Annotated in this window: 21 protein-coding genes; 5 read left to right on the forward strand and 16 right to left on the reverse strand. The window is 63.7% G+C overall.

Annotated elements, in window-relative coordinates; genetic code table 11:
* The 9 genes from Q0L57_RS13440 to ybgC all read right to left on the reverse strand — a co-directional run.
* Positions 1 to 758: ATP-dependent metallopeptidase FtsH/Yme1/Tma family protein (locus tag Q0L57_RS13440; protein ID WP_296743341.1), on the reverse strand; the 758-nt coding region annotated here is incomplete at its 3' end.
* Between the two features lie 104 nt (positions 759 to 862).
* Entirely contained in the window at positions 863 to 2272 is a 1410-nt protein-coding gene (gene tilS / locus Q0L57_RS13445; protein ID WP_296743426.1) for a tRNA lysidine(34) synthetase TilS, read from the reverse strand.
* A 58-nt stretch (positions 2273 to 2330) separates the two neighbouring features.
* Positions 2331 to 3440 (reverse strand): tol-pal system protein YbgF, encoded by a 1110-nt coding sequence (gene ybgF, locus Q0L57_RS13450; protein WP_296743342.1) that lies wholly within the window; start codon positions 3438 to 3440, stop codon positions 2331 to 2333.
* 187 nt (positions 3441 to 3627) lie between these two features.
* Positions 3628 to 4134 (reverse strand): peptidoglycan-associated lipoprotein Pal, encoded by a 507-nt coding sequence (gene pal, locus Q0L57_RS13455; protein ID WP_042645746.1) that lies wholly within the window; start codon positions 4132 to 4134, stop codon positions 3628 to 3630.
* A gap of 234 nt (positions 4135 to 4368) precedes the next feature.
* Positions 4369 to 5649: a Tol-Pal system beta propeller repeat protein TolB gene (tolB, locus tag Q0L57_RS13460; RefSeq protein ID WP_296743427.1), complete on the reverse strand. Its 1281-nt coding sequence runs from the start codon at positions 5647 to 5649 to the stop codon at positions 4369 to 4371.
* A 77-nt stretch (positions 5650 to 5726) separates the two neighbouring features.
* A complete protein-coding gene (locus Q0L57_RS13465) occupies positions 5727 to 6884 on the reverse strand; it encodes an energy transducer TonB (RefSeq protein ID WP_296743347.1) in 1158 nt (385 codons plus the stop codon).
* A 7-nt stretch (positions 6885 to 6891) separates the two neighbouring features.
* Positions 6892 to 7350 (reverse strand): protein TolR, encoded by a 459-nt coding sequence (gene tolR, locus Q0L57_RS13470; RefSeq protein WP_296743349.1) that lies wholly within the window; start codon positions 7348 to 7350, stop codon positions 6892 to 6894.
* Positions 7351 to 7360: 10 nt separating this feature from the next.
* Positions 7361 to 8071: a protein TolQ gene (gene tolQ, locus Q0L57_RS13475; RefSeq protein WP_296743351.1), complete on the reverse strand. Its 711-nt coding sequence runs from the start codon at positions 8069 to 8071 to the stop codon at positions 7361 to 7363.
* A gap of 310 nt (positions 8072 to 8381) precedes the next feature.
* A complete protein-coding gene (ybgC, locus tag Q0L57_RS13480) occupies positions 8382 to 8852 on the reverse strand; it encodes a tol-pal system-associated acyl-CoA thioesterase (RefSeq protein ID WP_296743353.1) in 471 nt (156 codons plus the stop codon).
* A 53-nt stretch (positions 8853 to 8905) separates the two neighbouring features.
* Here ybgC and Q0L57_RS13485 point away from each other — a divergent pair, with 53 nt between their 5' ends.
* The gene (locus tag Q0L57_RS13485) at positions 8906 to 10153 is read left to right on the forward strand and encodes a cellulase family glycosylhydrolase (RefSeq protein WP_296743355.1); all 1248 of its coding nucleotides are present in this window, start codon (positions 8906 to 8908) and stop codon (positions 10151 to 10153) included.
* A 41-nt stretch (positions 10154 to 10194) separates the two neighbouring features.
* On the opposite strand, the gene Q0L57_RS13490 is transcribed toward Q0L57_RS13485, so the two are convergent.
* The 5 genes from Q0L57_RS13490 to Q0L57_RS13510 all read right to left on the reverse strand — a co-directional run bounded on the left by Q0L57_RS13490 (position 10195) and on the right by Q0L57_RS13510 (position 14085).
* Positions 10195 to 11097 (reverse strand): metallophosphoesterase, encoded by a 903-nt coding sequence (locus Q0L57_RS13490; protein ID WP_296743357.1) that lies wholly within the window; start codon positions 11095 to 11097, stop codon positions 10195 to 10197.
* A 138-nt stretch (positions 11098 to 11235) separates the two neighbouring features.
* Entirely contained in the window at positions 11236 to 12273 is a 1038-nt protein-coding gene (gene ruvB / locus Q0L57_RS13495) for a Holliday junction branch migration DNA helicase RuvB (RefSeq protein ID WP_296743359.1), read from the reverse strand.
* A 43-nt stretch (positions 12274 to 12316) separates the two neighbouring features.
* Positions 12317 to 12937 (reverse strand): Holliday junction branch migration protein RuvA, encoded by a 621-nt coding sequence (ruvA, locus tag Q0L57_RS13500; protein WP_296743361.1) that lies wholly within the window; start codon positions 12935 to 12937, stop codon positions 12317 to 12319.
* A 10-nt stretch (positions 12938 to 12947) separates the two neighbouring features.
* Positions 12948 to 13457, reverse strand: a complete 510-nt coding sequence (gene ruvC / locus Q0L57_RS13505; protein WP_296743362.1) for a crossover junction endodeoxyribonuclease RuvC — start codon at positions 13455 to 13457, stop codon at positions 12948 to 12950.
* 97 nt (positions 13458 to 13554) lie between these two features.
* Positions 13555 to 14085: a DUF1465 family protein gene (locus Q0L57_RS13510; protein WP_296743364.1), complete on the reverse strand. Its 531-nt coding sequence runs from the start codon at positions 14083 to 14085 to the stop codon at positions 13555 to 13557.
* A gap of 652 nt (positions 14086 to 14737) precedes the next feature.
* Between Q0L57_RS13510 and Q0L57_RS13515 the strand changes: the two genes are divergently transcribed.
* Positions 14738 to 15289, forward strand: coding sequence for a DUF2269 family protein (locus Q0L57_RS13515; RefSeq protein ID WP_296743366.1), 552 nt, complete (start codon positions 14738 to 14740; stop codon positions 15287 to 15289).
* Positions 15290 to 15320: 31 nt separating this feature from the next.
* Here the strand turns inward: Q0L57_RS13515 and Q0L57_RS13520 are convergent, their stop codons facing one another.
* Positions 15321 to 16091 (reverse strand): sulfite exporter TauE/SafE family protein, encoded by a 771-nt coding sequence (locus Q0L57_RS13520; protein WP_296743368.1) that lies wholly within the window; start codon positions 16089 to 16091, stop codon positions 15321 to 15323.
* 170 nt (positions 16092 to 16261) lie between these two features.
* Here Q0L57_RS13520 and Q0L57_RS13525 point away from each other — a divergent pair, with 170 nt between their 5' ends.
* On the forward strand, positions 16262 to 16720 hold the full coding sequence (locus Q0L57_RS13525) for a GNAT family N-acetyltransferase (protein WP_296743369.1): 459 nt from the start codon (positions 16262 to 16264) through the stop codon (positions 16718 to 16720).
* Positions 16721 to 16745: 25 nt separating this feature from the next.
* Here Q0L57_RS13525 and Q0L57_RS13530 read toward each other — a convergent pair whose 3' ends face one another.
* Entirely contained in the window at positions 16746 to 17474 is a 729-nt protein-coding gene (locus Q0L57_RS13530) for a bifunctional 2-polyprenyl-6-hydroxyphenol methylase/3-demethylubiquinol 3-O-methyltransferase UbiG (protein ID WP_296743371.1), read from the reverse strand.
* A 194-nt stretch (positions 17475 to 17668) separates the two neighbouring features.
* Between Q0L57_RS13530 and Q0L57_RS13535 the strand changes: the two genes are divergently transcribed.
* Together Q0L57_RS13535 and Q0L57_RS13540 are read left to right on the forward strand one after the other, a co-directional pair.
* Entirely contained in the window at positions 17669 to 18244 is a 576-nt protein-coding gene (locus Q0L57_RS13535) for a PH domain-containing protein (protein WP_296743372.1), read from the forward strand.
* An 86-nt stretch (positions 18245 to 18330) separates the two neighbouring features.
* Positions 18331 to 18978, forward strand: coding sequence for a thiamine phosphate synthase (locus Q0L57_RS13540; protein ID WP_296743373.1), 648 nt, complete (start codon positions 18331 to 18333; stop codon positions 18976 to 18978).
* Position 18979: the final 1 nt, after the last annotated feature.

Raw genomic sequence — 18979 nt, forward strand, 5'->3', positions numbered from 1 at the left:
ATGATGCAGGGCGCGTTCTTCTTGGCCTGGTCGAACATGTCGCGCACGCGGCTCGCGCCAACGCCGACGAACATCTCGACGAAGTCCGAACCGGAGATGGTGAAGAACGGCACGTTGGCCTCGCCGGCGACCGATCGGGCAAGCAGCGTCTTGCCGGTGCCGGGCGGACCGACCAGGAGCACGCCGCGCGGGATCTTGCCGCCAAGGCGCTGGAATTTCTGCGGATCGCGCAGGAACTCGACGATCTCTTCAAGGTCCTCCTTGGCCTCATCGACGCCGGCCACATCCTGGAAGGTGACGCGGCCATGCGCCTCGGTCAAAAGCTTCGCCTTCGACTTGCCAAAACCCATGGCGCGGCCCGAACCGGATTGCATCTGGCGCATGAAGAATATCCACACGCCGAGGATCAGGATCATCGGCAGCCACGAGATCAGATAGCCGAACAGCGAGTTGGAGCCGTCGGTTTCAGGCCGCGCGTTGATGGTGACGTTCTTGTCCTGCAATCGGGTCACAAGCGACGGATCGCCCGGCGAGTAGGTCTGGAAGCCGTTGGCATTGTCCGTGTAGTTGCCCGAGATACGCGCGCCGGCGATGGTCACGCTCTTGACGCGGCCGGAGGCGACATCCTGCAGGAACTGCGAATAGGCAATCTCGCTGGTTGCGCCACGTGTCTGCGGCGTCTGGAAAAGGTTGAACAGCGCGATGAGCAGGACCGCTATGATCGCCCAGAGCGCGAGGTTGCGATAATTCGGATTCATCTATTGTCCCGTTGGCGTCCGCGCACGGACACACGATGATGGAAGAAGCTCGGCCTAACATAGGGAGAGCGTCCCCCCTTGCCAAGCATAACAGCAGCTATCGGTTAAGCTTTCGCCCATGCTCCGCCACGATCGTGGCCGCGAAAGGGCAGAGGTGGCAACGGCGGCGCGCCGATCAACGCTGAGACCGCTGCGGCGAGTCGCAGATCGAAGGACGGCAGGAAGCGAGCGAAAGGTGCTACCGCCGGGACCATCGAAATACCCGACAACAATGCTGCATCATCAACAAAATCAAGGCGTTCGCCATCACGCCACAATGCCGGCTCTACGGCGAGCGCGGCGCGCAAAAGGCTCTGCGGGACGTTGGCCGCCGCTGGAGCCCGTCTGGCGGCCGCCGGCCCCAGCGGCGCGATCACCAACCCGTCTGACATGTCGCCCAAAGTGATCCGCTTGCGGCCATCCCAGAGCCAATTGTCCACCGCCGCGATGGCTGACGGCAGATTGCGGGCCTCACGGTGAAGGAAGATGCCGGCACGGCGCGCATCGACCGCCGTCCGCGACAATGTGGCGCAAAACGGTCCGGCCTGCAGCCGCTCAAACAGGGCGCAGCAGCGTGCATCGTCCGGAAGGAACGAGGCACCCCCGGCCGTGGCCAGCAAGACCCGGAGTGCGAGGATAGCGGCTTCGTTATCTTTGCCGGAGGCGAAATCATGATCGAGGCGCATCAGCCCCGGACCTGGCAGGCTGGCGAAAGTCCCGATCAGCATCGCGGCGCGGCGGCCAAGCTCTTCGCGCTCGGTCGCGACTTGTCCTGCTTTCGCGATCGCTTCCGCGAAACGCTGTTCGCCCCCGTCGCTTCCCAGCGATATCCGCATGCGCGGCCTTTCGAAGCGCGGATCGGTATTGGTCGGATCCTCGATCCAGCCGATGCTGTGCCGCCTCAGCACCTCGCGCAACGCCTCCCGCAGCGTGTCGAGCAGCGGCCGCACGATCCAGGTCTGCCAGTCATAGAGCGTGGCCGGCGCCATGCCGGCGAGGCCGCGCCCGTCTTCGCGCGCGTCGTCGTCACCCGCCTCCTCGTGGCGGCCATCCTGGCGGGCCTGCCGCATCAGTACTGTCTCCGCCTGATCGTCCGCCGTGTGGCCGGTCAGGACCACGCCGATGCCTTCCGCCTGGGCCGCCTTCGCCAGCAGCCGGTAGCGCGCTTCGCGCGCGGCTGCCGGCAGCCCGCTTGACGGCTTACGCCCGGACCAGGTGAGCGTGCGATGCGCCACCCCATGGTCGGCGCACAGCTTGGCCACGGCCAGTGCCTCGGCGGCGGAGCCTGGGCGCAAATCGTGGTCGATCGTCACCGCCAGCAGCTTGCTTGCCGGCCAGGTACGGTCGAGATGATCCTTGAGGAGAAAGAGAAGGGCGGTCGAATCGCTGCCGCCGGACACGGCCGCAACAGCGCCGCTGGAAAAATCGAAATTTGAAAAAAGGCGGTTCGAAAGCTCAGGCTCGAGATCGAGCATCAATGCATGTCGCCAAAAAGCAGTCCCGGTCCTGGGGCAACGCCAGTCGGGAGTAAATCTAGCACGACGCCAGTGCCTTTTCCTGTTTCACCCGTTCCTTCAGCGCGCTGGAAATGTCCGGGTAGCGCTTGCCGATCTCGTTGAAGGTGGCACAGGCCACGTCGTTCTGCTTCAGGCCCACCAGCGAGACACCGAGCTTCAGCAACATGTCAGGCGCTTTCTTGGCCTTTGGGTACTCCTTGCTGGCGGCAAGGAAGATCTCCGCCGCGTCGCGATATTTCTGCTGGCCAAGCAGCGACTCGCCAAGCCAGTAATGCGCATCCGCCGCCTTGGCATCCTTGGGGAAGCGCGAGATGTGATCGCGGAAGCCCTGCTCGGCGGTCGGGTAATCGCCGGAAAGGATGAACTGGTAGGAGTTGCGGTAGAGCTCGTCCGGATCGTTGGTCGAAGGCAGTGACGCAATCACGGTGCCGCCCGACTTGTTCTTGCCGCTCTTCGTCCCCGCTCCGGCTGGGGGAACTTCCGCTGGCGCGCTCGCCTGCGAACTGCCCTCCGCGTTGACGACATTGCCGTTCTTGTCGACGGTGATGGTGCCAAAGTTCTTCGGGGGCGCGCCGGTGATGAGCTTGCCCGGATCGCCGGTCTGCGATTCGACGATAACGTCGCCGACGGTCTTGCCGCCGCTATCCTGGCCACCCGCGTCGGCCGGAGCCTGCGTGGCCGGCGCTTCGGCGACGCTGTTGTTGGCGCCGGCGTCGCCGGTGCTGGCGTCGCCGAGGGTCGTGCCACTATTCGCCGGCGCGGCTTCCGACTTCTTCTGCGGCGGGGGCTTGGCTCCCTGGGAGCCGCCCTCGAGCTGCTGGAAGCGGAATTCATTGTCTTCCTGCTGCTTGCGGATCTGCTCCTGCATCTGCAGGATCTGGAAATTCAGCTCCTCGATCTTGCCATTCATCTGGCGGAGCTGGTCTTGCATGCCGGCATTGTCCTGCTGCGCAACTTGCGTCGCCTGTTCCGGCTTCTTCTTGTCGCCAAAGATGCCAAGCGTGGGCAGGTGGAAGGTGAACCCGCTGTCCGGGGTTTGCCCGCTGTCCGCCGGAGCGGCGATGCTCGCGATGCTTGATATGAGCAGCAGCGCAAGTGTGCCGCTCAGGACCGTTCTGAAATGCATTCTGTCTCTCACGGTGGATGTGTTGACCTGATGCGCCTTTCCAAATCGAACACAGGGAGGAAGCGCCCTCGCGCTCATAGCAGGGCGCGAGACTTCGGCCAAATTTTGTTTCAGCGTGTTGCAAATGAAAAAGGCGGCCCTGCGGCCGCCTTTGGTTCCAGGATGTTGTATTTTTGCCGCCCTGGGATCAGGAGCCGGCGCCCGACAGCGTGGTGACCGCGCGGCGATTCTGCGACCAGCAGGAGATGTCGTCGCAAACCGCGACCGGACGTTCCTTGCCGTAGGAAATCGTCTTCAGGCGGCTGGCGGAAACGCCCTTGGAAACGAGGAAGTCGCGGGTGGCGGCGGCGCGGCGGGCGCCCAGCGCCAGGTTGTACTCACGCGTGCCGCGTTCGTCGGCGTGGCCTTCGATGACGATGGCGTACTGCCGGTACTGGTTCAGCCACTGCGCCTGGCGGGCGAGCGTGGTCTGGGCGTCGGCACGGATCGAGGAGGAATCGGTGTCGAAGAAGATGCGGTCGCCGATGTTGACGGTGAAGTCCTGCGCCGAGCCCGGCGTGGCGGCGCCGGCGCCGTTGAGGCCGAGATCGGCCGCGCTGTTCGGGGTCTTCTTCGAGGCGCAGCCGGTGATGGCGAGCGCCGCCACCAGCGCGATCATCGCCGGATTCCTGGTAAGTGCTGCGATACGGCCCATGCCGCCTCTCCTTCGCATTCGAGTGATTTCGTTGATCGCCCAGTAACCACGTTTGGGTTAACCGGCATTCAAGAAACACGGTTAATTTTTCGTTTCGAGCCGCCGTCCTCGGCTGATTTTGCCGGGCTCACATTGCGCGCGGACCGTAGGCGGAAATGCGGCCAAAACGCGACCGCTATGTGAAAAAGAGGCCCGAAAGGCCTCTTTTTCGATGGGTTTTGGTCAAATACGACATTACTCCAACAAAGGCGACCAGGCCGGGTCGGAAGCAAAATTCGCCGTCGGGATCTGCTGCTCGTTGCGGCCGGTGAGATCGACCGAAACCAGCTTGGGTCCGCCGGCGGAGTCACGGAAGAACATCACCACGCGACCATTCGGCGCCCAGGTCGGTCCCTCCTGCTGGAAGCCCGACGAAAGGATACGCTCGCCCGAGCCGTCGGTCTTCATGACGCCGATCTGAAACTGGCCGCCGCTCTGCTTGGTGAAGGCTATGAGATCGCCGCGCGGCGACCACACCGGCGTCGAATAGACGCCGTCGCCGAACGAGATGCGGTGCGCGTTGGAGCCGTCCGCTCCCATGACGTAGATCTGCGAGCGGCCGCTTCCGCCGCCACGGTCGGAGGTGAAGACGACCTGCGAGCCGTCCGGCGAGTAGGACGGCGAGGTGTCGATCGCGGTGGAATCGGTCAGCCGCGTCGTCGAACGGCTTCGCAGGTCCATAGCGAAGATGTTGGAATTGCCGTCGTCGCGCAGCAGGCTCATGATCACCTTTTGACCATCGGGCGAGAAGCGTGGCGCGAACGTCATGCCCGGGAAGTTGCCGACCAGCTCGCGCTGCCCGGTTTCGATCTGCAGCAGATAGACTTTCGGCTGTCCGCTCTCATAGGACATATAGGTGATTTCCTGCCGGTTCGGCGAGAAACGAGGCGTCAGCACAATCGAACGGCCGTCCGACAGATAGCGGACATTGGCGCCGTCCTGGTCCATGATGGCCAGGCGCTTCTTGCGCGCGTTCTTGGGGCCGGATTCGTCGACGAACACGACGCGGGTATCGAAGTACCCCTTCTCGCCGGTCAGCCGCTCATAGATAGCGTCGGCGATGATATGGGCGACGCGCCTCGTATTGGCGTCGTTGGCGAAGAATTGCTCGCCCGCCATCTGCTGGCCTGCGAAGGTGTCCCACAGCCGGTACTGGGCCCGGATGCGGCCGTCAGCCTCCTTGCCGACGCTGCCAGTAACCAGCGCCTGCGCGTTGATCACCTTCCAGTCGTCGAAACGCGGCGTGGCGTCCGGGTTCGAGATCTTCTCGATGAAGGCGCTCTTGTCGACCGGCGCGAACAGGCCTGACCGCTTCAGATCGGCGGTGACGATTTCCGTGATCTGCGCGCCGAGCGCGTCATTGGACTTGAAGTCCGTGATGGCGATCGGCAGCGGCTCGACATTACCCTTGTTGACGTTGAGCTCGACAAGTGCCCAGGCCGGCAAGGTGGCGCCTGCCGTCATGCCCAGCGCCATGGCTGCAATCGTCAGGAGCGGCTTGAGGAAAGATCTCATGTCTTCTCGCTTCTCTTCTTGATGGTTCGGACGCCGGCCTAGAGGCCAAGCATCTCCCTTGGATCGAACGTGACCCGGATGTCGTTCCAGATGTCCTGCTTGCCGGCCGGCACCTGCAGGCCGGCCACATCACATTTTTGAACCGCGCGTACGGCGCTTTCGTCGAACTGCCGATTGCCGCTAGACTTCTCGACCGACGGACGGCCGTCGAGCTTGCCGGAGGTATCCAGGTTGAACCGGATGACCGCCACGAAACTCTCCGAACCTTCGACGCCGGCGGGGATCGACCAGCAGCCGGCGAGCTGGTTCTCCAGCGCCCCCTGCTCCGACTTGGAGAGCTTCTGACCCTGATCCTTCTCGCCGCCGAGCGACGCCTGCTGGCTCGAACGCTTGGCGCCGCCGCCGGACGGCTTCTGCTTGTCGAGCAACGCCGAAATCTCGTTGGCGTTGAACTGCTTCTCTTCCGACTTGGCCTTCGAAGAGGCCTCCTTGACCGGCTTGTCGGCGTCCTTGCGGTCCGGTGCCTTGGCGCTTTCGGCCTGGACCGGCTGCGGCTTCGGCCGCGCCTCCGGCGCAGGCGCGGAATCCGGGAGCTTGGCCTCGTCGGTCGGCTGATCCTTGGTGATCGCCTGCGCGATGGCGTCAGGCTTGACCTCGGGCTTCGGCTGGATGGCGGCGGTCTTGTCCTGTGGCGGCGTAGGCGTCGGTTCCTTGGCGGGCGTCGGCTTGGGATCGGTCTGCTTGACCGGCTCCGGCTTCACCTCTTCCTTCGGCGTCGGCGTCGGCGCGACTTCGGTCGCCGGCACGGGCTTGGGTTTTTCCTGCGGCTTCGGCACGTCCTCGACCGCCGGCTTCTCGGTCGGCGTCGGCGCCGGCGGCGGCGCGGAAGTCTTGTCGACGGGCTTGGGCTTGGCCTCGTCCGTTATCGGTTTGTCGGTGTCGGTGCTGTTCTCGCCGACCTTCTGCGCGTTCGGTACTATATCCGGGCGCTTGGTCGGGACGGGAGCCGGCTTGTCGTGCATCACCGACTTCTTGTCGCCTTGCAGCGACTGCGCGATAGCCTCCATCGGCACGATGTCGACGGACACCGATTCAACATTCGCGGCCGGCATGGCTGGCGGCGATGACAGCGTGAACAGCCCGAAGGCTATCGCCACCGCATGCAAGATCACCGATGAGGTGAGGCCGGTCCGCATTTCCCGCCTATTGGTCCTGTTCCTGCAGCGAGACCAGGCCGATGTTCTTGTACCCGGCCGCTGAAATGCGGGCCATGACCTTCATCGCCGTGCCATAGTCCGTCGATTTGTCGCCGCGGATGAAGATGCGTTCGTCATAACCGGTCTTCGAGATCGCCTGCAGCTTCGCCACCAGCTCCTCGATCGGTATCTCGGTTTCCTGCAGATAGATCTGGCCGGTCGCGTTGATCGATACGGTGATCGGCTGCGTGTCCACATTCATTGCCTTGGCCTGCGTGTCGGGCAGGTCGATCGGAACGCCGACGGTGAGAAGCGGCGCCGCGACCATGAAGATGATCAGGAGCACCAGCATCACGTCGACCATCGGAGTGACGTTGATCTCGGACATCAGGCCATGGTGGCGACCACGCCGCCTGTGGCCGCGTCCGCCCCGCCCCATGCCACCTGCGCCTGCAGACATCCCCATGATCGTTTCCTCAGGCCTTCTGCGCTACTTTTTCATCGATTTGGCGCGAGAGTATGGCGGAGAATTCGTCCGCGAACCCTTCCATGCGCACGCCGATCTTGTTCGCGTCCGATGACAGCTTGTTGTAGGCGATGACGGCGGGAATGGCCGCGAGCAGGCCGATGGCCGTCGCCAGCAGCGCCTCGGCGATGCCGGGAGCCACGACCGAGAGGCTTGTGTTCTTCGAGGCGGCGATGGCCTGGAAGGACGTCATGATGCCGATGACGGTGCCGAACAGCCCGATGAAGGGCGCGGCCGAGCCGGTTGTGGCAAGGAAGCCGAGACGGCCCTCCAGCCGCTCCATCTCGCGGGTGAGGGCCAGATCCATCGCCTTGTCGATGCGGGTCTGCAACGCCAGCGGCGATTTCGCGCCCTTTTCAAAGCTCTTCTTCCACTCGCGCATCGCGGCGACGAAGATCGCGCCCATGCCGGTGGTCTTGCGGTCGGCCAGCGTCCGGTAGAGATCTTCGAGCGACTGTCCCGACCAGAACACCTGTTCGAAGCGATTGAGCGCCAGCCGCATGCGGCCATAGGCGACAAGCTTGTCGATGATGATCGCCCAGGTCCAGATCGAGGCGCAGAGCAGCCCGATCATGACCAGCTTGACCACCCAGCCGGCCTGCATGAACAGCGACCAAATCGACAAATGCGCGCCCGGGTCGGCGAGTGCGATATTTTCCATGGCTACGTCCTTAGATTATCCGGGCATCGCTGGCGGCTGGCCCATGGGCATCCCTTTGGTCCGATCGCGCGAAGCTTGAAGCTTGCGGGACAAGCCCCGAATGCACCGTTTCGCGGCCTTTTCGGGGCAAATATTGGTGAAAGGAAGGCGCACCAATTGCGCCAATCTTCGCCAATTCCTTCATGAACCGTTATGGTTAAGGATGGGTTAGGATAAGAAGCGCGGCGCATTGCCGCGCCTTGCGCCGGATGCCCTGGCCGACCAGGTCAAGCGCGTAGAGATTCACGTCGAGCCGGCTTGACCTGAAATATCAGCGCGCCATCGGCATGAAGGCCGCGATCCATTCCTTCGGGAACCGTTTCGGCCGACCGAGTTCGCCGATGATCGCCGCCTCGACCTTCGCCTCGACCAGCACGTCATCGCCGCGCTTCAATTGCTGGCCCATGAAGATACGGGCGCCCGAAATGTCGTCGGTGCGCGTGTCGATGGTGAGGATGTCGTCCATGCGCGCGGGCGAGCGGAAGTCGATCTCCATGCGCCGGACCACCCAGACGATGCGCTCGCCATGCTTGCCTTCGGCAAGCTCGGTGTGATGGACGCCGGCCAGCCTCAGATAGTCCGAGCGGCCGCGCTCGAGAAATTCGAGGTAGCGGGCATGATAGACGACGCCGGAGAAGTCGGTGTCGGCGTAATAGACCCGCGCCATCAGCCGATGGCCGAAATCCGTCAAGGCGCCGGACAGCCCGGCGCTGAGCGCCGCCGATTCACCATGATCGTCCATCGCGCTTTCCTTTTCCGCTTCGAAGAGGCAGGTGTTTCTCGCGCGGGAACCGGATGGCACTGTTGGGCACGATGATCAAGACCCTGATGGCGGCGCTCATGCTTGCCACGCTGGCTTGGCCGGCCGGGGCTGCGACCTTCTCGATGAAGCGCGGCCTCAACCTCGACCAGTGGACCACGTGGACCGGCGAGGAGAAGTGGAACGATCCGAAGGCCATCCTGCCTTATCCGGAATGGCGGAAATTCCTCAACGAGGACGACCTCAAGGCGCTTAAATCGGCCGGGTTCGACTTCCTGCGCATGCCTGTCGATCCCTCGCCTTTCCTGTCCGACAAGACGCTTCCGCTCCGCGAGGACCTTTACGCCAGCGTGCTGGACTCGGCCCGCATGATCAACCGCGCCGGCCTGAAGGTCATTGTCGACCTGCACCTGATCCCGGCCGGCGGCAGCCGCAAGATTGGCATGAGCGAGGTGATGGACGATCCAGCGACTTTCGACGCCTATGTCGAAGTGGTGCGCAAGATGGCGCGCACGCTGGCCGCCGAGGATCCCGACCGGGTCGCGTTCGAACTGATGAACGAGCCGATCCTCGACTGCGATGGCGCCGGCACCAATCTCTGGCCCGACCGCCAGAAGAAGCTGTTCGCTGCCGCGCGCGCCTCCGCCACCAGGCTGACCCTCATCCTCACCGGCGGCTGTTACTCGAATGCGGAGTCGCTGGCGAAGGTCGACCCGAAGACGATCCCCGATGACAACATCATCTGGACCTTCCATTCCTACGACCCGTTCCTGCTGACGCATCAGGGCGCGACCTGGGCCGGCGATTTCATTCCTTATGTCACCGGCCTGCCCTATCCGCTGACCGCGGTGCCGCGCGCCGAGCTCGACGCGGCGCTCGACACGATCCGCGACAGGATCAGGGCCAAGGCGCCATGGACGCGCCGCGGAGGCCTGCTCGCCTATCTCGACGAGCAGGCGGCGAACCTGGACAGCCCCGAAAAGCTGCTCGCGGCCATGGACGCGCCGTTCAAGACGGTCGAGGCCTGGGCCAGGACCAATGGCGTCGAGCCAGAAAACATCACACTTGGCGAGTTCGGCATGATCCGCCAGGAATACGGCAACCCCTATGTGATGCCTGGAGAATACCGGGCCGCCTACGTCAAGGACATGATCGCCCGCGCCGAGGCGCACGGCTTCTCCTGGTCTGTGTGGGGCTATGGCGGCGCCTTCGGCATCGTCGACGCCTTCGACGGCAAGAAGGCGGAGCCCGACGTGATGAACATGATCAGGGCGCTGCACTAAGCATGTCGCAAGTACGCTTCGGACGCACGCGCCTTCAGCGTTCAGCCAAGATCGATCTGCAGGATTTCCGGGCGCACACCGAGACGCACCGGAACGATGCTGAAACCGAGCCCGCCGGAAACGATGAGGTTGCGGTCGTTCTCGACGACGTGACCGTAGGCGAAACGATTGCCGTAGGCGGATGGCACGACCGGAGAATAGCCGAACAGCCGAACCTGTCCGCCATGTGTGTGCCCGGACAGCGTCAAGGAGACCCGTCCCGGCACTTTCGTGAAGATATCGGGCTCATGCGCCAGCAGGATGATCGGCGCGTCATCGTTTGCCTTCGCCAGGGTGCCGCCGAGATCGTCGAAACCCTGGAAGCTGTCGCGGCCCTTGGCCTTGTTCGGCAGCAGCGCGAGCTGGTCGGCAAGCCCGGCGATCCAGAAGCCATGTCCGTCCTTTTCGAGGCGCACGACGTCGTTCTCCAGCACGGGAATGCCGGCATGCTCGAGCGCCTTGCGCGATATTGTCGGCCCGGCCTCCGCGAGCTGGGCCTGGATATCGGTCCACCAATCGTGGTTGCCGAGGATGGACAGGACGCCGAGCGGGGCCTTCAGTCCGGAGAGCGCCCTGGCCCATTCGGCGGGATGCACCCATCCCGTGACGATGCGGGTAGCGGCCGTAAAGTCGCCAAGCAGGACGATGAGGTCCGGCTGCAGCGCATTGGCCTGCTCGACCAGCGAGGCGATCCGTTCCGGCGTCATCCAGGGCTGGCAGGCATGGATGTCGGCCAGCGCCACGACACGCAGCTTGAGCCCCGCCGGCCAATGCGGTGGTGTCAAGGCATAGCGCTTCACATGGGTTAGCAGCATCGGCTCGATGCCCACCGCATAGGCGCCGAGCGACACCATGGCGAAGAAAGAGCCGCTGACGAGGCGCAGGAAACCACGTCTGGTGATCATCGATAGGCCGGCCCCGGGGATAACGGTTGCATTGTGCAGGACTGCGTTAGAGCCGGCAATTGCGCCCGCACCTTGGCTGAGGTGGGGAGATTTCGCGCAGACTAACGCTTGTCGCTCCCGCCTACGAACAAATGTCCGTTACTCTTCCTGGAACAGGCCGATCTGCTGTTGGGCGAGATCCTTTGGCGCATCGAGGCCAAGATGCCGCCAGGCGTTGGCGGCCAGCACGCGGCCGCGCGGCGTACGTTGGATGAAGCCTTGCTGGATCAGATAGGGTTCGATGATGTCCTCGATCGCGTCGCGCGGCTCCGAAAGCCCTGCCGCGATCGTCTCGATCCCGACTGGCCCGCCCCCGAAATTGCGGGCGATCATGGAGAGATAGCGGCGGTCGAGTGCATCGAGGCCTAGCCCATCCACTTCCAGCCTGGTCAACGCCTCATCGGCGATACGCTTGTCGACATGCGCGGCGCCGGCGACGCTGGCGAAGTCGCGCACCCGGCGCAGCAGCCGCCCGGCGATGCGCGGCGTGCCGCGCGCACGCCGCGCGATCTCCACAGCTCCATCGTCACCGAGCGGCATCTGCAGGATGCGGGCGCCGCGGCGCACGATCAGCTCCAGCTCCTCGACGGTGTAGAAATTGAGTCTGACCGGGATACCGAAACGGTCGCGCAGCGGATTGGTCAGCAATCCGAGCCGGGTTGTGGCGGCGACCAGCGTGAAGCGGGCAAGGTCGATCTTGACCGACCGCGCCGCCGGCCCCTCGCCGATGATGAGGTCGAGCTGGAAATCCTCCATCGCCGGATAGAGGATTTCCTCGACCGCCGGATTGAGCCGATGGATCTCGTCGATGAAGAGCACGTCGCGCTCCTCGAGATTGGTGAGCAGCGCGGCCAGATCGCCCGCCTTGGCGATGACCGGCCCTGAGGTCGAGCGGAAATTGACACCGAGCTCGCGCGCCATGATCTGCGCCAGCGTGGTCTTGCCGAGACCCGGTGGGCCGACGAACAACACATGGTCCAGCGCCTCGCCACGGCCCTTGGCGGCATCGATGAAGACCTTGAGGTTGGCGCGCGCCGCCGCCTGGCCGACGAATTCGTCGAGCGACTGCGGCCGCAAGGACTGGTCGGCATCCTCGCCGCGCTTGTCGGGAGCAATGAGACGGGGCGAAAGGCTCATGCGGCCTTCCTTGCATATGGCCCGCGGCAGGACAAGCGCGGCCTCACCGCGCCAGTTCCTTCAGCCCGAAACGGATCAGCTTCGACGCATCGGCTCCCTCGCCGGCCGATTTCAGTGCCGCCGCTACCGCATTGGCGGCGATGTCCCGTGAATAGCCGAGATTGACCAGAGCCGAGACCGCATCGGTGATCGGCGCCGGGGCAACCCCTTCACCGATCTCCTGCTTGAGGCCGATCGTGCCGGTTGCCGCTCCCGCGTAAGCCGGCGCCTTTGTCCGCAATTCGTTGATGATGCGCTCGGCCACCTTCTTGCCGACGCCGGGCGCGCGCGAGACCATGGCGATGTCGCGCAGCGCGATCGCATTTGCGAGCTCGGCCGGCGCCAGCGTCGAAAGCACCGCCAGCGCCACCTTGGCGCCGACGCCCTGCACATTGTTCATCAGGAGGCGGAACCATTCGCGCTCCAGCGCCGTCTGGAAGCCGTAGAGCCGGATCATGTCCTCGCGCACATAGGTGTCGATGAACAGCACGACCGCTTCGCCGGGCGACGGCAGCGATGCCAGCGTGCGCGCCGAGCAATGCGCGACATAGCCGACGCCATGCACGTCGACGAGGCAGGTATCCTCGTCGATCTCGTCCAGCGTGCCTTTGAGCTTGCCGATCATGGCTTTCCCCTTACGCCAGCATCGCCATCCGATAGGCGGCGCTCTGGCGATGATGCGCATGGCAGATAGCGATGGCCAGCGCGTCGGCCGCGTCGTCGGTCTCGAACACCGCCTTCGGCATCAGCACCTTCACCATCATGTGGATCTGCTTCTTGTCGCCGTGGCCGACGCCGATCACCGCTTTCTTGACAGTATTGGGAGCATATTCGGCAACCACCAGCCCGGCGCGCGCCGGCACCAGCATGGCGATGCCGCGCGCCTGGCCGAGCTTCAGCGTCGCCGTCGCATCCTTGTTGACGAAGGTCTGCTCGACCGCCGCCTCGTGCGGCATGGCCTGGTGCAAAACCTCGGCCAGCCCGTCGTGCAACTGGCAAAGCCGCGTCGCGAGCGACGCCTCGCCGTCAGAATGCACGGTGCCCGAGGCGACGAAGCGCAGCGAGTTGCCGAGGCTCTCGATGATGCCCCAGCCGGTGCGCCTCAGTCCCGGATCGATGCCGATGATGCGAATCGCTTCCCCCATGCGCCAAGTCTAGCCTTGATGCATCGGGATGCCAGCAAAATGTGAACAAACCAGAAACGGCGCCTCGGGATGCAGCCGGCTGGTTCGAGCAGGCGGATCAGCCGCGCGCGAAGGCCGTGTTCAACAGGCTGATCTGGTCGGAAACCGGATTGGCGCGTCGGCCGTCGGAATATGGACCGCTCATGGCGCCGCCATAAATCTCTTCGTCCATGCGTCGCACCAGCGACTGCAGGCGCAGCGACCGGTTGACGAGGTCCAGGAACTCCTTCGGCAACTCGTTCCAGCCGAGCGCCTCGTCATGGGCGGACGCCGTGTCGAGACGCACTTTGGATTTTTCGGACGCAACCTGGTCGCGGGTCATCTCGCCGGAATTGGCCGCACGCTGCAGAAGCAGCCAGGACGCGACCTGCATCAGCCTTGTGGTCAGCCGCATCGATTCCGCTGCGTAGAGCGTGGCCGCCGTGCGCGACAGCTTCTTGGCCTCGAGCCTGCCTTTGCCGTCGAGATATTCGGCCGCCTGCTCAACCAGCCCCATGCCCTCTTGATAGAGCGGCTTGAAGGATTGGGAGAAAACCCGGCGCTCCGCTAGCTTAATGGTTTTCGCGCTGCCCTTCGAAGGCTCGTTCATGGAAATACGCCCCTGCACTGCCGCAAGCCGATTCGGTATTTTTAGTTTTTACCGATACGCCCCGCACCCTAAACAACTGAGGCTTGAAAATGCGCTTCGACGCCCATGAAGGCAAGCGCATGTTTAACAAACGGTTAACGCCGGCCCCTCCATTCCCGCCGGCCAGCCTCCAGACAAAAAAAGAGCCGCGGATAAGGCGGCTCTCAGGAGTTTAACAGGGAGGCGTCAAACAAAGTGGCTCCAACCACTCGGTAAGAATCCAGAAAACTGGATGTGGATAGTAAACACCTGTAAAGCTTAATGAAGCCTTAACGACGCCTCGAATTTTCAACCGAAACGGCTTTGCTGTGCCGTAACAGGACAGCAGCCTCGTCGCACGGGATCGCTTCAGGTCCTCCAGATGGCCGGCAGGCGATGAAGGCGAAGAGCAGCATGCCGGCGTAGAACCCCATCGAGGATATGCCGAGCACGGATTCTATCGCTAGATTGCCGGCAAGCAGCACGGATCAGTCGCTGCCATCCGCCGCCATCTGAAACACAGCCCTGCTTTTCGCGACATCGTTCCGAAACAGGCGTCACGCTAAACGCCCGCTCCTCTTGAGGCCGGCATAAATCGCGCGGCCGTAAATCAGAAAAATCCAGGAGCAGAACCATGGACTGGTATTCGGTCGTCAAATTCCTTCACGTCGTCTCGGCCACCTTGTGGGTTGGCGGCGGTTTCGTCCTTTTCCTGCTCGGCGTGATTGCCGAACGTGCGGGCAACATCGAGGAAAAACTGCAGGCGATGCGCGCCACCGGCAAGCTCGGCGACCGCTTCTTCGCGCCGATGTCGATGCTGACCTTGATCTTCGGCCTGGTCATGTGCGGCTTCTGGGTCGGCTTTTCCGAACTGTGGATCGGCATCGGCCTTGTCGGCTACGCCGCGACCTTCTCGATCGGCATGCTGGTCTTCAAGCCGACCGGTGCGCGGATGGGCGCCATGATCGCCAGGGAAGGTGTAACGCCGGCCGTTCTGGCAGTCGGCCAGCGCATGATGTGCTGGGCGCGCTTCGATTATGCCGTGATGCTGGTGATCATCGCCGACATGGTGCTGAAGCCGACCTTGCACGACATCGGCACTCTGGCTGGCATGGTGATGGTCGTCGCCCTCGGCGTCGCGCTCGCCTTTGGCGGCCGCCGTCAAATGGCGCCTAGCGCCGCCTGAACACTGACGCGAGCGGCCAGCTCGGCCGCCGTCACATCAGGCCGGCAATGCCGTCCCAGACCAGCTTGGCCGCGACCACGGCCACGGTCGCATAGGTGAACGGATAAAACACTTCCGGCCGCATGCGGCGCACCAGCCAGGCGCCGGCGATGGTGGAGAGCGGCGCCAATGGCATCAGCACGGCGGACGCGGTCAGGTTTGCCGCGTCGAACTGGCCAAGCGCGAAATAGGGCACGAGCTTCAGCGCGTTGGTGGCGGCGAAGAAGATCGCCGCCGTGCCCGAAAGCACCTTCGGGTCGAGCCGGATCGGCAGCGCGTAGACCTGGAAAGGCGGGCCGCCGACATGGGCGACAAAGCTGGTGAAGCCGGCGACCGTGCCCCAGAAGGCGGCGGCGATCCGGTTCGGCTCCGTCGCGTGGTCGGCGCCATGGCGAAACTGCAGATAGAGCCAGCGCAGCACGAAGATCAGGGCGACCGCGCCGACGATCAGCCGCACCATCTCTTCCGTGACGAGGGCGGCTGTCAGCCAGCCGAGGCCGATGCCGATGACGGCGCCCGGCATCATGTCGACCAGCATCTTGCGATCGTAGACGCCCCACCAGGTCCATACCGAAACGATGTCCATCAGGCACAGTATCGGCAAGAGGATGGCAGCTGCCTGCACCGGCGGAATGGTCAGCGCCATCAGCGGCACGCCGACGAAACCGACGGCGCCGCCAAAGCCGCCCTTCGACAGGCCGACGAGAATGACCGCCGGAATGGCGGCGGCGTAGAACCACGGATCGCTGAGCAGGCCTGACATCGGATGAGAAGGGCTGGAGGGTGGGAAGATCGGCAATAGACCACAACGAAAGACGCTGCGATAGCCGAGGCGCCTGTGCACCGATCGGCGCAGCCCGCAAGCACGCGTAGCAGTTTGCCGCAACGTGGCTGCCCGTGCATAAGTCACCGGCCCAGCACGAGGTCCCGAGAATGAGCGAAATCCAGATCCGCCGCGCCAAGCAAGCCGATCTGTCGGCGATCATCGCGATGCTTGCCGACGATGAGCTTGGCAGCGCCCGCGAGGACGCAAGCCTGCCTCTGGCGCAAGCCTACCTGGATGCCTTCGCGGCCATCGATGCCGATCCGAACCAGTTCCTTGCGGTGATGGCCGACGATGCCGGAATCATAGGCACGCTGCAGATAACCTTTCTCGCAGGACTATCGTTGCGAGGCGCGCGGCGCGGCCAGATCGAGGCGGTGCGCATCGCGGCCGACCGGCGCGGCGAAAGGCTCGGGCAGCGCCTGTTCGAATGGGCAATCGAAACCTGCCGTGAGCGCGGTTGCCGGATCGTCCAGTTGACGACCAACAAAACCCGGCTCGATGCGCACCGTTTCTACGACCGGCTCGGCTTCAGGGCCACCCACATCGGCTACAAGCTGGAGCTTTGATCGGGCCGGCTGCCGACACTGATCACTATCGGCGAGCCTGAACCAGCAGGAACATCGGTCGTTCGAGTTCTTCCGCCAGTTCCGGTGTCGCGACGATCTGCGCGTCCGTCGGCCGGAATTCCTCCACATGTCCTATTGTGAAGCCCGCGCGGATCAACTGGTTGAGCGTGGTGCCGATGGTTCGGTGGTGCTTGACGACGCCCTTGGCGAGCCAATCGGTCGTCCTCGGCCCTTCCACGAGATAGTGGTCGACGGGCCATGTCTTCCTGCCCTCGGCGTCGACCGACCAGCCCGGATTGGTTGGCGCCATGTAGATCGGATGCTCCGTCGAGAAGACGAAGGCGCCCCCGGGAACCAGCGCCCGGTGGACGGTCGCGAACAGCTGAGCGATATCGCTGACATAGTGCAGCGCCAGTGAACTATAGGCGAGATCGAAACGCGCTGCCGGCAGGCTGAGTTCGTCGAGATCGGCCCGCTCATAAGCGATCGCCGGGTCGGGGCCGGCCGCCCGCGCCTGGGCAAGCATCTTCTCCGACAGGTCGAGGCCAAGCACCTCTTTGGCGCCATGCGCGCGCGCCCAGCGGCAGAACCAGCCGAAACCGCAGCCGAGATCGACAATGCTCGTGCCATCGATCCCCGGCAGCATGGCGCGCAGCGCGGGCCATTCAGGCGCGCCGTCCAGCCCTTCGACCGAACGGCCGAGACGGCGATAGCCTTCGAAGAAATCGGTCTGGTCGTATATATTCTGCGCCATTTTCTTACCCTGCTTTCACCGCCAGCCTAGAGCAATCCCATCGAAAAGTGTGAAGCGGCTTTGCGACCCGTGACATCGATCGCCCACTGACTGAGATGTCGCCTGCCGCGCGCTCGGATGGATCAAACATTGACGTTGGCAGCAAAGCATCCTTGTGCAATGAAATATACGGCACAAAGTAATTGGGTGGCGGCATGGATGATGGGCCCTTTCAAGGTCGGCTGTTGCCGCTTGAGCGAATTCTATGGGGAGGCACTCCTGTCCAGGGATTACTTTTTTCAAGCCGCGACATCTTTCTGATCCCCTTCAGCCTGCTTTGGTGCGGTTTCGCGGTTTTCTGGACCTACACCGCGACAAAGCAAGGCGCGCCATTATTCTTCAAGCTTTGGGGGTCGATGTTCGTCTGCATCGGGCTGTTCATTGTTTTCGGCAGGTTTGCATTCGATGCGTGGCTGAGACGAAGGATGTACTACGCCGTCACGAACAGGCGCGTCCTGATCATGCGTAGCGCCCCCTTCGCGAGCTTCACCTCGATCGATCTCGAACGCCTTCCCGAAATTCAGATCACCGGTGAAGGAAGAGCCCGAGGAAACTTGCGCTTCGGGTCGGTGGCATTTGCATCCGGTTACTCGCGAACGAACTCGCTGTCTCCGGCCCTCGATCCGGTCCCCCAGTTCCTCGGGATCGAGGACCCGCAAAGGGTCCTCAACCTCATCATGAAGGCCAGCCAGGCCCTCCGTTCGGACCAGCGATCCACGTCTGCCGCATAGTCTCCCTGTTCAAGCCCGACGCTTTGTTCTATGCCGCAATGCAACCATCTTCGCCCGGCATAGGCGAAAACCGGGATCGAACATCAATGAACGAAGCAACGCCGCCCAACCGCTGCCGTATCGTGCTGATCGCGCCGCCGCTCGCGACGGCCGAACACATTTGCGCGGCGTTCGAGGGTGGCGACGTCGCCTCTCTCATCCTGCCCGAGAACGGCATGGACGATGCCACGTTCCAGGCGTTTGCGGAAAAGATCGTACCGATCGCTCAAGGCGCCGGCATAGCCGTCATCATCGCCGGAGACAGCCGCGTCGCCGGCCGCGTCCGCGCCGACGGCATCCATGTCGAGGCAGGACCACAGGAACTGGCCGAGACGATTGAACGCGTGGCCGACAAGATGATGGTCGGCACCGGCGGGGCCAAGACCCGCGACGACGCGCTGGAGCTCGGCGAGGAGCGGCCGGACTACATGTTCTTCGGCCGCTTCGGCTACGACAACAAGCCCGAGCCCCACCATCGCAACCTTTCGCTCGGCGAATGGTGGGCCGAGATGATCCAGATTCCCTGCATCGTCATGGCCGGATCCGAACTGGCCTCGGTCACGGCGGTGGCGGCAACCGGGGCCGAATTCGTGGCGCTCTCCAGCGCGGTCTATGCCAATGGTCTCGACCCGCGCGCGGCGGTCGCCGCCGCGAACGCGCTGCTCGACGAAACCGCGCCGCGCTTCGAGGGCTGAC

It is taken from the genome of Mesorhizobium sp., assembly GCF_024509055.1.
GTDB lineage: Bacteria > Pseudomonadota > Alphaproteobacteria > Rhizobiales > Rhizobiaceae > Mesorhizobium.